This is a genomic window from Streptomyces lunalinharesii, from assembly GCF_039532155.1.
Taxonomy (GTDB): domain Bacteria; phylum Actinomycetota; class Actinomycetes; order Streptomycetales; family Streptomycetaceae; genus Streptomyces; species Streptomyces lunalinharesii.
The window spans coordinates 268,944-281,124 of record NZ_BAAARK010000001.1; the positions used below are offsets into that span (position 1 = coordinate 268,944).

Sequence of the window (12,181 nt, forward strand, 5' to 3'; positions counted from 1 at the left end):
CGCCTCGATGTGTTCCACTGTCCGCGATCCGCCGCCCGACGGCATCAACCCGAGGGGTGCACCCCGCCGTCAACCCCAGGTACGACCTCGGCCACCGGGCCATGCCTGAGGTCTACGGGCCCTCGGCTCGCGCCCCGACCGCACGCGGCGGCATCCGCCTCTCCTCTGCCGACTGCTTAAAACGCCCGGCCCGCCCGCGGCCGCCCCGGCAGGTCCGCGACCGGGTCGTGCGCGTTCCGGCTACTCCTCCACGGCGCCGCCGACGCGCCGGAGGTGCCGCCGGAACGTGTACGACGGATCGGCGGCACGACGCGCGAGGAAGTCGTCGAAGGCGGTCTGCCGGCGCAGGGTCTCCCCCGCGCGGATCCGGTCGGCCTGCGCGCGCTCCGTCTCCCAGAGGGTGCGTGCCGTCGCGAGCACCTCGTCGGCACGGTCAGCGGGGACGAAGAGCACCCCGTCGTCGTCGCCGAAGACCAGGTCGTCGGCGGTGATCAGATGGGCGCCGAAGCGCGCGCTGATCAGCGCCTCCGGTTCCCGTTCGGCGAGCCGGACCGGGCCCGGCGCGGATCGGCCGTAGCTGAAGACCGGCAGCCCGATCTCGGCCAGCTCCGGGGTGTCCCGGTGGAGCCCCCAGATCACCGCGCCGGCCAGCCCCGCGGCCTGCGCTTCGAGGCACAGCAGATCGCCGACGCACGCCTCGTCCTGACGGCCCCCGTTGTCGATGACCAGGACGTCGCCCGGTCGGGCGTCGGTGAACGCCTCCAAGAAGACGTCGACGCTCCCGTAGTGGCGGGTCGGCAGGGCCCGTCCGGCGATCCGGTGGCCGGGAACCACCGCACCGATGCCGGGCGGGGCGGGGCGCAGGGGCACGCCGAGCCGCACGCAGGCGTCGGCCACCAGCGGCGTGGACAGCTCGGCGAAGGTCTTGAGCATGGCGTTCTCCTCGATTCGGTCCCGTCACCGCCGGGGAGCGGTCGGCGCGGGGAGAGCGGCGAACGAGGTCATGATCTCCCGCCGTTCCGGCTCGGACAAGCCGTCGGCCAACTGTGGTGCAGCCGACGGCGCGTGACCGGATTCCGCCTTATCCGGCGGCCGCTCGCTCCTTACCTTTGACTGCGTGACCAGATTCAAAATCTGGTCACGCACGGGGAGGGAGAGAGCGCGTGGAGCGTGCCGAGCGCGGTGAGCGCATCCTGAGGGCCGCCGGGGAACTCCTGGTCGCCTGGGGCTATCGGCGGGTGACGATCGACGAGATCGCCCGCCGGGCCGCGGTCGGCAAGGGCACGGTCTACCTGCACTGGAAGACCAAGGACGCCCTGCTGCTGGCCGTCGTGCTGAAGGCGAAAACACAGGCCCTGCACGCCCAGTTGGCGAGAATGCGGACCGACCCGCGGGAGATCCTGCCGAGCCGGATGATGCACGGCTACTACCTGGACTTCCTGGAGGAGCCGGTGCTGCGCGCCCTCTACACCGACGACGTCGACGTCCTCGGCCGGCTCAACGACGTCGCCAAGAAGGAACTCGCCGAGCTCCTCGCGTTCAACAACGGGATCCTGCTGCGCTATCTCGAAGTGCTGCGGGAGCACGGGCTGGTGCGCACCGACATCGACGTGCGGCACCAGCAGTACGTGTTGATGTCCACGTCCACCGGATTCTTCATGGCCGAGGCGATGTTGGCGGACCACGCGCCCGACACGCCGGAGGTGCGGGCCGAGTTGTTCGCCGCGACGATCCGCAACGCGGTGGACCTTCCCGCGCAGGAGTTCCGTGCCCGGGCCGCCGGGCCGCCGGGCCGCTCCGGCGCTCCCCGGGCACGGACCGTGGAGGAGGCGCTGGAGGCCGCCAGGCGCGAAGTCCTCCCGCTGTACGAGCAGGCGAAGGAGTACGGCGCACGCGAGATGCGCCGGCAGTTGCGGGGCTGAACCGCCGGCCGACGCACGCGCGGCCGTGGTCCGTCCGGCCTCCGATTCGCCATCGAGCCCAGCTCATTTCACTGCACGTCACAGGAGAGCGACATGACCGAACTATCAGACTCCCCGTTCAGCGAGTTCGTCGGCAAGCACCCCGGCGAGCCGAACGTGATGGAACCCGGCCTGATCAGCGACCCGTTCGCGGGTTACGGTGCGCTGCGCGAGCAGGGTCCGGTGGTCCGCGGCCGGTTCGTGGACGACACCCCGGTGTGGTTCATCACCCGGTTCGAGGAGGCCCGGGAGGTGCTGCGCGACCAGCGGTTCGCCAACAGCCCCGCGCACTCGGCGGGCGGCGGGAACGCGGACACCCCCGTCGACCGGCTGCTGGAGATCATGGGCCTGCCCGAGCACTACCGCGTGTACCTCTCCGGCACCATCCTCAACATGGACGCCCCCGACCACACCCGGATCCGGCGGTTGGTCTCCCGGGCCTTCACCGCCCGCAAGATCACCGATCTGCGTCCCCGGGTGGCGGACATCGCGGACGACGTGCTGCGCCGGCTGCCCGAACACGCCGTGGACGGCGTCGTCGACCTCATCCCGCACTTCGCCTATCCGCTGCCCATCACGGTCATCTGCGAACTGGTGGGGATTCCGGAGGCCGACCGGCCGAAGTGGCGGGAATGGGGCACGCACCTGGTCTCCACGCGACCGGAGCTGCACCCCGAGACGTTCCCGGAGATGATCGACCACATCCACGCCCTGATCCGGGAACGGCGGGCGGCGCTCACCGACGATCTGCTCAGCGAGTTGATCCGGGTGCACGACGACGACGGCAGCCGCCTCAGCGACGTCGAGATGGTGACGCTGGTCCTGACCCTCGTCCTGGCCGGTCACGAAACCACCGCCCACCTCATCACCAACGGCGTCGCCGCCCTGCTCACCCATCCCGACCAGCTGCAACTGCTCAAGTCCGAGCCCGAGTTGCTGCCCCGCGCGGTGCACGAGCTGATGCGCTGGTGCGGGCCGGTGCACCTGACCCAGCTGCGGTACGCCACCGAGGACGTCGAGCTGGGCGGCGTGCGGATCAAGAAGGGCGAGGCCGTCACGCCCGTCCTGGTCTCGGCGAACCACGATCCGCGCCACTTCGCCGATCCCGCCCGGCTCGACCTCACCCGGCAGCCGGCGGGCCGGGCCGAGAACCACGTCGGCTTCGGTCACGGCATGCACTACTGCCTGGGCGCCAGCCTGGCCCGGCAGGAGGCCGAGGTCGCCTTCGGGAAGCTGCTCGCGCACTACCCGGACGTGTCGCTGGCGGTGGCGCCGGAGGACCTCCGACGCGTCCCGCTGCCGGGCAGTTGGCGGCTGGCCTCGCTGCCGCTGCGGTTGAGCTGACGCAGACCGCGCCGGGTCCGCAGCGGGGTGGTGCCGGGCGGACCCGGCGCGGTCGTCGGCAGTGCCGGGCGGCGCCGCACGGTGGGGCCCCGCCCGGTGGGGCGTCGCCGAGTCCTCTCGTGGTGGCCCTACGGCCCGAGGCACGGTTGCCCTACGGCCCGATGTGGACGTGGCCCGCCCATCGGCTCGGCAACCGGGGTGCGTTCGCCCGCAGGGTGCACACGGCCTGGTGGAGGGCGTGGGCGGGGGTGGGGTGCGGGCTGGCGTGGAAGAGCCGGGCGGTCTCGGCGGCGGTGGTGTCCTCGATGGGCCAGAGGGTCGCGACGACCTGGCCGAACCCGGCGAGGTGGAAGGCGCCGCCGATGTGGACGGATTCGTCGGGGAGCCGCCCGGACCGGGCGGTGGCGCAGGCCGAGAGGTAACAGAACTCGCCGCGGGCGAGCCGGAGCCGGGAGATCTCGGACACGGTCAGCGGCTGGTCGTCGAGGATGAGGTGGCTGCCGTAGGGACTGGTCGGGTCGGCCACCGCGTGGCAGGCGAAGTGGACGTGGGTGCTGGCCGGCAGGGCCGCCAACAGCCGGGTGCGGGTGGCCTCCACACCGGTCAGCAGGACCGTGTCCGCCCCGTAGCGGTCGGCGGCGGCGCGGGCCTCGGTGAGGGCGCCGGCCAGCGGAGCGAAACCCGGGGTGCGCGGCATCGCCACGACCAGGGGAGCGGGCCGGTGGGGCCGGGCGCCGCGGCGGGCGGCGGTGCGGACGGCCGCGGCGAGGGCGGCCACGGTCGGGGTGTAGGAGGGGACGGCGCGGTCGAGGAGGGAGCGGGTGCCGCTCGGGTCGTCGTGGTCGCCGGCGGCGTGCAGCGGGAGCTGGGCCAGGGGGCCGGTGGTGGAGAGCCAGAGGCGGGGCGGGTGGGGCAGGGGTGCTGTGGTGGCCGGGGTGTGGGAGAAGGCGGTGGTACGGGAGAGATGGGTGAGGACGGGGGCCGCGGCGGCGTCCCAGAGCCACTTCAGGGTTTCGCGGAGGTACGCCTGGGCCGCGAGACGGTCCACGAGCGCGGTGCCGTGCGCCTCGGCGGTGCGTAGGGCCTCGGCGAACCGCTCGGCACGGGACGCGGCCTCGGCGTGGGTGAGCGCGGGCAGCGGTACGGCGGTCACTCCCCCGCTGGCCAGGATCAGTGCGTCGCAGCGCAGTGGGCTGGTGTTGACGGTCACCACCGGTCCGCCGGCGGCCGCCGGTCGCAGCGTGGCCAACCGTGGCGGCTTGAGGAAGCCCTCCAGACCGGGGAGCCGACGGGCCTCGGCCACCACCAGCTCCCACTCGTCGGCCAGTTGATGACGGCGGTCGGCCGGGTCCGCACCGGTCGGGGCGGTGCCGAGGGCGGCGCGCAGGCCCGCCAACCGGACCGCGAGGGCCGGGGCGGCGTCCCGGAGCGCCTCCTCCTCGCCGTGCAGCCCGAGCGTCCGGGCGAGCAGGATGCCACGGCCCTGTTCGAGGATCTCCAAGGCCCGGGCGGGGGCGTCGGGGCCGCCCGCCTGGAGGACCGCGGCCGCGGCGTCGGCCGCCAGACCGCGGCCGTGGCGGACGAGTTGGCTCTCCGATTCGCTGCCGTGGAGGTGGTGCGGCACCGCCTGGGGCAGCAGCGCGACGGCGCGGGCGTAGGCCGCGGCGGCCTCGCGGTGGCGGCCGGTGGAACTCGCCAACTCCGCCAGCGCGCGGTGCAGCCGGATCAGTTCGCCGGGTGGCCCGGCGGCGTTGCGGGCGGCAGCCTCGGCAAAGGCGTACGCCTCGCGGATGAGCTTGGGTTCCGGTTCGTCGGCCCCGCTGTGCCGTTGCCGTTCCAGCAGGGCCGCGGAGAGGTGGGAGAGCATGGCCGAGCGGAAGACGTGACCGGGGCGGGCGCTTTCGATGGCCTCCCGCAGCAGGGAGATCGCCTCGTCGAGGGCGTCCGGGCCGTCGCCCCGGCGGGCCCGCTCGCGCAGGGTGCGGGCGAGGTTGTTCAGGTAGCCGGGGCGCTGCGGGTCGTCCGGCGCGCTCACCGCCACCGCCTCGCGGTGGACGGCGACCGCCTCGCCCAGCGCGGACGGCTCCGCTGGCGGCCGGTCGCCGGGCGCGGGGCGGCCCGCCCCCGGGAAGTCGGCGCACAGGTCGTAGAGCGCGTTTCCCAAGTGGCTGAGGGCGATGGCGAGGTCGGTGGGGTTGCCGCCGCGGGTCCGCCGGTCGTCGACGGCCTCACGGTAGAGCGCGAGGGCGTCGTGCAGCACGCTCACCAATCCGGTCCGCCGGTACTGGGCGTGCAACACCTCCGCGTGTTCGAGCAGCACCCCGCCCCGTCCCGGCACCGTCAGCGGATGGGCTTCCCCCCGGACCAGTTGCACCGCCTCGTCCAGCGCGGCCCCGTCCCCGGTGACCCGGTGGCGCTTCACCAGCAGACCGGCCAGCCGGGCCCGGTAGGACGTCGCGTCCGAAGACCCGGCGGGGACGGCCCGCACCGCACCGCGACTGGCGTCGATCGCCGTGTTGAGGTCGGTGGCGGCGCCGCTGACGTCGTACCGCAGCGACAGGTGGAGGCCGAACTCGTCGAGCCGCGACGCCAGCCACTCGCTGTCCGGCGGGGTGTGCCGCAGCGCTTCGCGACCGCAGTCCACCGCCTCGTCGACGTCCCGCCGATCATGGGTGTGCCGGTAGTGGTCGCCCACCACGCGGGCGTGCTGGGCGACGGCGTCGGCCCAGCGCGCCCCGCCGGCCGGGACGAGCAGCAGGAGTTCCCGGCCGAGCCGCACCGCTTCGGCCAAGGTCGCGGCGTCGCCCGTGGCCCGGTAGCCCAGCTGGAGGGTGACCGTCAGCAGGCGCAGGGCCCGCACCCGGGACGGCAGGTGGCGCGGTGTCCGGTCGAGGAAGGGGCGGAGGGCGCGGGCGTCGCGGTGCGGCTGGCCACCGCGCGGGTCGAGCCCGCGGACCACCTCGACGAAGTCCGGGGACAACTCCTCGCGCAGCCGCAGTCCGGACAGCACCCAGCGGCGCACCTCCCGCGGGATCCGGGGCCCGCTCAACCGCCGTCCGGACCGCACCGCTTCCAGGACGGCGGCGGCCTCCGGCGGCACCGCGTCCCGTTCGCGGGCGTACACGCAGGACAGGGGTTGCAGGGACGCCTCCCACTCGGCCTGGTGCGCGCCTTCGGGCCCGGTGACGTACTGCAACCAGCGGGCCGTGCCGACGGCGTGCAGCGCGGCCAGGTCCGGCCACCGGGCATCGTCCATGCTGATCACCAGCCGGGTGATCACTCCTTGGCGTTCCAGGGCCCGCAGGGGGCCGAGGTCACCGGTGTCGCGGGCGACGGCGATGCCGTGCCGTACCGCGACGAGCAGTTGGTCCCGCGAACCGTTCCGTGAGGGATCACGCGCCGGATCCCGTGAAAGCTCTCGCATCACGCCCCCGTTGGCCCGAGAATGGGGTGTCCGATTCTCACCCCTGCGGTCCCGCGGGGAGTTCCTCCCCGTGCGGTCCCGACGGCCTCTCCAGGCAGCACAGCATAAGCCCGACCGGAAGGGCAGCCCATGGCCTCGACGTCACTCGCGGACGGTCGTGACGACCCCGATATGTCCGCCCTCTGCTCCCAACTCGGTGCGCTGCGCCGGGCGGTGCACGGTACTCCGCTGGCGGCGGAGCTCGCGGACGGCCTGAGCGCGGTGCGCGAGGGGGCGCCGGCCGCACCGCTGCTGGCGCGGTTGGGCATCGCGCCGGCCGGGCAGGACCGCGACGCCTGGGGTGGTGCCGCGATCGTCGCGGGGCTGGGTTCCGGACACAGTCACGGCGAACGGTACGGCTGCCCGGCGAGCCGGTGCGGGCGCACGGTCGTCCGGGAGCCGGGCGGCGAGCGGCCGCACTGCCTGGTGCTCGGCTCGACCATGCGGCTGCTGGCGGACTGACCGATGGACCACCTCCGGTGATGCCGGTACTGGGTGATCTGGGCCGGCAGCTCGCCCAGCGGTGGGTCGGCCGGCTCGCCCTGCCCGGGTTGTTGTTGGCGGGCACGGCGTTGACCGGGCTGGCGCTCGGACAGCGGCATCCGTTCGATCGTGCGCGATTGGCACAACGCGTCGCCCGGTGTGCGGAAGCGTTCGCGTCCCGTCCTTCATCGGTGCAACTCCTCTATGTCGGGGTGCTGTTGTTGGCGGTGGCGGCGGTCGGGGTCGCGGTGGAATCGGCGGCCGGCGGCACGCTGCGGCTCTGGCTCGGGCAGTGGCCGCGGGCCCTCGGCCACCCGTCCCAGGTGCTGGTCGCCCGCCGGGAAGCCCGTTGGGAGAGTGCGCAGCGACGCGTGGTGGAGCTCCGGGCCGCACTGCCGGCACCCCGGGAACCGGCCGAGGCGCGGGCGATCGACCGGGCGGCGGAGGACCGCGAGGCGATCGCCCCGACCCGACCGACCCGACCGACCTGGATGGGGGACCGCGTCGCCGGCGCCGATCTCCGCGTGCTGCACCAGTACGGACTGGACCTCGCCGCGGTGTGGCCGCGGCTGTGGCTGGTGCTCCCGCAGGAGGTGCGCGACGAGGTCACGTCGGCCCGTCGTCGGGTCGAGGCGGCCGCCCAACTCGCCACCTGGTCAGTGCTGTTCGCGGTCGTCGCGGTCGCGTGGTGGCCCGCGCTGGTGGTGGCCGCGGTGCCCGCGGTGTCCGGCTGGCGGCGCGGCCGGGCGGCGGTGGCGACCTATGCCCTCCTTCTGGAATCGGCGGTGGACGTCTATGCGGGCGAGCTGGCGGCCAAGGCCGCGGAGGGGACGGAGTGGACCACGGAGCGGGGCGTGGCCCTCACTCGCCTGGTGAAGAAGGGCAGTTGACGGTGGGGTGATGGCGCGCCGTCGCTCGTCGCCGCCGGTCAGGTCGAGGCGCTCCGGCCGGGCGGCGGACCCGGGATGTTGCCGAACGCCCGCAGGGTCGCGGCCAACTCCGCGCCACCCTGGATGCTGTGCACGAGCGTCCCGTCCGGATCGTGCTGCTCGACGACCCGCAGCGGCGCCAGAGCGCCCCGGTGCCAGTGGAACAGCCCGTCGCTGAAGCCACCCTGTGGTCCGCACAGTCGCGGCAGCATCTTCTGCAACTCCATGATCCGCAGGTAGCTGTTGACGTCGACCAGCGGGTGGAGGACGAGGAGGTTCTCGCCGGGCATGGCAACGACACAACCGTGCGGCATCGCCACCTCGACCAGTTCCTCGGCTCGTAGGACCTGGGTGGCGGTCCACGCACCGCCCTTGACCTGATAGACCGGTCCGACTCCCTGCTGAAAGACCGTCACCTCCCTTGGTTCGCGCCGGAGGTTGTGCAGCCCCACCGACCACAGCTCGGCCGGGTCGGCGCCCCATCGGTGCAGCTGACCGGTCCGCAGGAAGTACAGGCCCGAGGGGGTGCGCGCTCCCAGAACAGCGAGGAACCCCCCGCCGAGTTCACGGACGACGCAGTCCTGTCGGTCCGGTAACTGCTCAGCGCGTCGCAACCGCGGCATGAGCAACGGCCGCACCGCTTCGAGTCCTCCAGCGAACACGTCGTCGCGGGACTCCGCGGCGTCCGACGTCGACGGCGGGGCGGCGGCCGGGTGGGGCTTGCGTCGGAAGAGGCCCATGGCGGGAGGCTACCGGCGCCCGAGCCGTCCGGCGCCGCCCGCGTCGCACCGATGCGAGCGGAGGTGGTCGCGCCTGCCGAGGTGCGTGGCGACGGCAGCAGCCGGTGCCCGCCACACCACGGTCGTCGTCGCCCTCGATGGGGCTTGCTCTGTCGAGTCGCTGTGTTCATGCCTCAACGGTGCCCGACGCGGGGGACGTCCGGCGTCAACCCGTGGTGCGCACCTGCCGGGCCTTGCCGGTAGACCCCAGGTATGACAACCGTCCACCGGTATGACGCCGCCGGCAGCCCGCCCCTCGCCCGCAGCCGCCACTCCCCACCCGGCGCCCCTCCGTAGCGGATGCCGATCCGTAGCGGATGCCGATCCGTAGCGGATGCCGATCCTCATCAGATGCCGATCGGCATCGGATGCGGAGGTGGATCGGATGCGGATATGCATCGCATACGGTGCTGTAGCGTGCGCAGGTCACGTCGGCGTGTCCATGCCTGTGGAGGAACGCGTTGCCCAAGGGACCGACCAAACGCCGCCCGCAGACCACCGCGCGGCTGCTCGACGCGGCGCTGGAGACCTTCACCGAGCGGGGTTTCCACGGCGCCTCCATCGAGGAGATCTGCGATCGCGCCGGCTTCACCCGGGGTGCGTTCTACTCCAACTACCGCACCAAGGAGGAGCTCTTCTTCGCCCTCTTCGACCTGCACGCCCGGCGCGTGGTCGACCGACTGGCCGCGGCCGTCGACGAGATGCAGGACACCGCGGACCCGCTGCACGCACTGATCGCCCGCACCAGCGCGTTGGACGAGGCCGAGCGCCGCTGGTACCTGCTGTCGACGGAGTTCACCCTCCACGCCATCCGCCATCCCGACACCGCCCGCACCCTCGCCGACCACGACCGCCGCCTGCGCGCGGAGATCGCGCGCCTACTGGCCGTGCTGTTCGACCGGCTGGGGCGACGGCCCACCGTCGACCTCGACTCCCTCGCCCGTCTGGTCACCGCCCTCCACGAGGGCTCCCTGGCACAGAGCCTGGTCGAACCGGACCAGCTCCCTCCGGGCGAACTCCCCGGCACCTACCTCCCCTTGGTGATCCACGCCGCCTCCCGCGCCCGCCGCACCCGCCGCACGGATTCCTGAGCCCCTACGGGCGCAGCGACCCGCCCCCAGCACCTCCACACCCGACCCTCAAGCCGCCAACTCCCTTTCGGTCCACACCCATTGACGAAAGGTATGGACCAATCTACGGTGTGCGCACCACCCCCCGATCCCCCGCCACTGACGCCCCGTCATGGCTCGAAGGGAGCACAGCGTGACCGGTCGGATAGCGCGTCTGCTGAAAGCCGGCCTGGCGGCCGCCTGCCTCCTGCCGATGCTGGGCGTCGCGGCACCCGCGAGCGCCGCCCCCCGGAGCGACATCTGCGCCGTGCAGCCGAAGCCCACCGGCAAGGTCCTCCAGGGGTACTGGGAGAACTGGGACGGCGCGGCCAACGGCGTCCACCCGCCGTTCGGCTGGACCTCGATCACCGACCCGCAGATCCGCGCCCACGGGTACAACGTCCTCAACGCCGCGTTCCCCGTCATCAGGTCGGACGGCACCGCCCTCTGGGAGGACGGCATGGACGCGACGGTGAAGGTGCCGACGCCGGCCGAGATGTGCCAGGCGAAGAGCGACGGCGCCACGATCCTGATGTCCATCGGCGGCGCCACCGCCGGCATCGACCTCAACTCCACCGCCGTGGCCGACCGTTTCGTCGCGACGATCGTGCCGCTTCTCAAGAAGTACAACTTCGACGGCATCGACATCGACATCGAGACCGGCCTCAGCGGCAGCGGCAACATCAACCAGCCGTCGCCCTCCCAGTCCAACCTCATCCGCATCATCGACGGCATCCTCGCCCAGATGCCGGCGGGCTTCGGCCTCACCATGGCCCCCGAGACCGCCTACGTCACCGGCGGCAGCGTGACCTACGGCTCCATCTGGGGCGCCTACCTGCCGATCATCAAGAAGTACGTCGACAACGGCCGCCTGTGGTGGCTGAACATGCAGTACTACAACGGCAGCATGTACGGGTGTTCCGGCGACTCCTACGAGGCCGGCACGGTCGAGGGCTTCACCCGGCAGACCGACTGCCTCGACAAGGGGCTGACCGTCCAGGGCACCACCATCAAGGTCCCCTACGACAAGCAGGTCCCCGGCCTGCCCGCCCAGCCGGGCGCCGGCGGCGGCTACCTGGCCCCGAGCCAGGTGACCCAGGCGTGGAACACGTACCACAACGGGCTGAAGGGCCTGATGACGTGGTCCCTGAACTGGGACGGCGCCAAGGGCTGGACCTTCGGTGACAACGTCAAGGCCGCCCAGGGACGCTGACCCCCGGGCCGTCGAACCCCGCGGTCCGGCGGGCAGCCGTCGGGCCGCGGACGGTCCCGCGGGGCGCTACGACCGCCGGCGCGGGCGACCGCGCCGGCCCCCGTCCTTGGACGCACCGGCCCCGCGCCGCGGGCCGCCCCGCCCGGCCGGCGCCTTGCCCCGCGCCGCCCCGCCGCCCTTGCCGGCCGGCTGGTCCTTCTTCCCCGACGGCTGGTCCTTCTTGCCGGCCGGCCGCTGCGTGGTCGGCTCGGCCGGGCGCCGGCCCCGGGTGCTGTTCACGGTCCGCCCGCGGACGATCCCGATGAAGTCCTCCACCTGGTCGGTGGTCCGGTCCTCGCGCCACGACAGCGCGACCTGCGACTGCGGGGTGCCGGTGATCGTCCGGTAGGTGAGGTCCCGCCGGTGGTAGAGGCGCGCGAGGGACTGCGGGACGACGAGCAGCCCGATGCCCGCCGCCACCAGCTCAAGGGCGTCCGGCGTCGTGGCCGGACGCTCGAACGCGGGCCGGCCCGGCGGTTGCGCCCAGTCCAGGGTGTCGTCGAGCGGGTGCAGCACGATCTCGTCGGCGAGGTCCGCCACGGACACCTCGTCGAAGGCGGCCACGAGGTGGTCCTTCGGCACCACGACCACCGACGTCTCGGTGTACATCGGGATCGCGCTGAGGTCCGTGCGGTCGACCGGCAGGCGCAGGAAACCCGCGTCGGCACCGCCGTCCCGCAGCGCGTCGGCGGCCTCGCCGGCCGACACCTGGACCAGGGTGAGCGGGACCTCCGGCAGGCGCTCGTGCCAGATCCGCACCCACTTGGCGGGTGTCACTCCGGGTACGTACGCGAGCCGGAACGAAGGGGATGCGTCCGAGCCTGTCACCCCGCCAGGTTACCCGCCGTGGCCGGAGGCCGT

10 protein-coding genes are annotated in these 12,181 nt (G+C 73.2%); 6 read left to right on the forward strand and 4 right to left on the reverse strand.

Features of this window, described 5'->3' with window-relative positions:
* Window positions 1-240: 240 nt before the first annotated feature.
* A complete protein-coding gene (locus ABD385_RS01275; protein WP_344572945.1) occupies window positions 241-933 on the reverse strand; it encodes an RraA family protein in 693 nt (230 codons plus the stop codon).
* A gap of 230 nt (window positions 934-1,163) precedes the next feature.
* Here ABD385_RS01275 and ABD385_RS01280 point away from each other — a divergent pair, with 230 nt between their 5' ends.
* Together ABD385_RS01280 and ABD385_RS01285 are read left to right on the forward strand one after the other, a co-directional pair.
* Window positions 1,164-1,922, forward strand: a complete 759-nt coding sequence (locus ABD385_RS01280; RefSeq protein WP_344572946.1) for a TetR/AcrR family transcriptional regulator — start codon at window positions 1,164-1,166, stop codon at window positions 1,920-1,922.
* Between the two features lie 93 nt (window positions 1,923-2,015).
* The gene (locus ABD385_RS01285) at window positions 2,016-3,305 is read left to right on the forward strand and encodes a cytochrome P450 family protein (protein WP_344572947.1); all 1,290 of its coding nucleotides are present in this window, start codon (window positions 2,016-2,018) and stop codon (window positions 3,303-3,305) included.
* Window positions 3,306-3,456: 151 nt separating this feature from the next.
* On the opposite strand, the gene ABD385_RS01290 is transcribed toward ABD385_RS01285, so the two are convergent.
* Window positions 3,457-6,729: a CHAT domain-containing protein gene (locus ABD385_RS01290; RefSeq protein ID WP_344572948.1), complete on the reverse strand. Its 3,273-nt coding sequence runs from the start codon at window positions 6,727-6,729 to the stop codon at window positions 3,457-3,459.
* Between the two features lie 129 nt (window positions 6,730-6,858).
* Between ABD385_RS01290 and ABD385_RS01295 the strand changes: the two genes are divergently transcribed.
* On the forward strand, window positions 6,859-7,230 hold the full coding sequence (locus ABD385_RS01295) for a hypothetical protein (protein ID WP_344572949.1): 372 nt from the start codon (window positions 6,859-6,861) through the stop codon (window positions 7,228-7,230).
* 20 nt (window positions 7,231-7,250) lie between these two features.
* Complete coding sequence (locus tag ABD385_RS01300; protein ID WP_344572951.1) at window positions 7,251-8,141, forward strand: hypothetical protein; 891 nt, start codon at window positions 7,251-7,253, stop codon at window positions 8,139-8,141.
* A 38-nt stretch (window positions 8,142-8,179) separates the two neighbouring features.
* Here ABD385_RS01300 and ABD385_RS01305 read toward each other — a convergent pair whose 3' ends face one another.
* On the reverse strand, window positions 8,180-8,920 hold the full coding sequence (locus ABD385_RS01305) for a DUF1444 domain-containing protein (RefSeq protein ID WP_344572952.1): 741 nt from the start codon (window positions 8,918-8,920) through the stop codon (window positions 8,180-8,182).
* A gap of 500 nt (window positions 8,921-9,420) precedes the next feature.
* Here ABD385_RS01305 and ABD385_RS01310 point away from each other — a divergent pair, with 500 nt between their 5' ends.
* Together ABD385_RS01310 and ABD385_RS01315 are read left to right on the forward strand one after the other, a co-directional pair.
* Window positions 9,421-10,050 (forward strand): TetR/AcrR family transcriptional regulator, encoded by a 630-nt coding sequence (locus ABD385_RS01310; protein WP_344572953.1) that lies wholly within the window; start codon window positions 9,421-9,423, stop codon window positions 10,048-10,050.
* A gap of 151 nt (window positions 10,051-10,201) precedes the next feature.
* Window positions 10,202-11,281 (forward strand): chitinase, encoded by a 1,080-nt coding sequence (locus ABD385_RS01315; protein ID WP_344572954.1) that lies wholly within the window; start codon window positions 10,202-10,204, stop codon window positions 11,279-11,281.
* A 66-nt stretch (window positions 11,282-11,347) separates the two neighbouring features.
* On the opposite strand, the gene ABD385_RS01320 is transcribed toward ABD385_RS01315, so the two are convergent.
* Entirely contained in the window at window positions 11,348-12,148 is an 801-nt protein-coding gene (locus tag ABD385_RS01320; RefSeq protein WP_344572955.1) for a LysR family substrate-binding domain-containing protein, read from the reverse strand.
* Window positions 12,149-12,181 lie beyond the last annotated feature (33 nt).

Coding starts and splice junctions, on each gene's coding strand:
- ABD385_RS01275 (WP_344572945.1), bottom strand. CDS start 933: ATGCTCAAGACCTTCGCCGAGCTGTCCACGCCGCTGGTGGCCGACGCC.
- ABD385_RS01285 (WP_344572947.1), top strand. CDS start 2,016: ATGACCGAACTATCAGACTCCCCGTTCAGCGAGTTCGTCGGCAAGCAC.
- ABD385_RS01290 (WP_344572948.1), bottom strand. CDS start 6,729: ATGCGAGAGCTTTCACGGGATCCGGCGCGTGATCCCTCACGGAACGGT.
- ABD385_RS01295 (WP_344572949.1), top strand. CDS start 6,859: ATGGCCTCGACGTCACTCGCGGACGGTCGTGACGACCCCGATATGTCC.
- ABD385_RS01300 (WP_344572951.1), top strand. CDS start 7,251: ATGCCGGTACTGGGTGATCTGGGCCGGCAGCTCGCCCAGCGGTGGGTC.
- ABD385_RS01305 (WP_344572952.1), bottom strand. CDS start 8,920: ATGGGCCTCTTCCGACGCAAGCCCCACCCGGCCGCCGCCCCGCCGTCG.
- ABD385_RS01315 (WP_344572954.1), top strand. CDS start 10,202: ATGGCTCGAAGGGAGCACAGCGTGACCGGTCGGATAGCGCGTCTGCTG.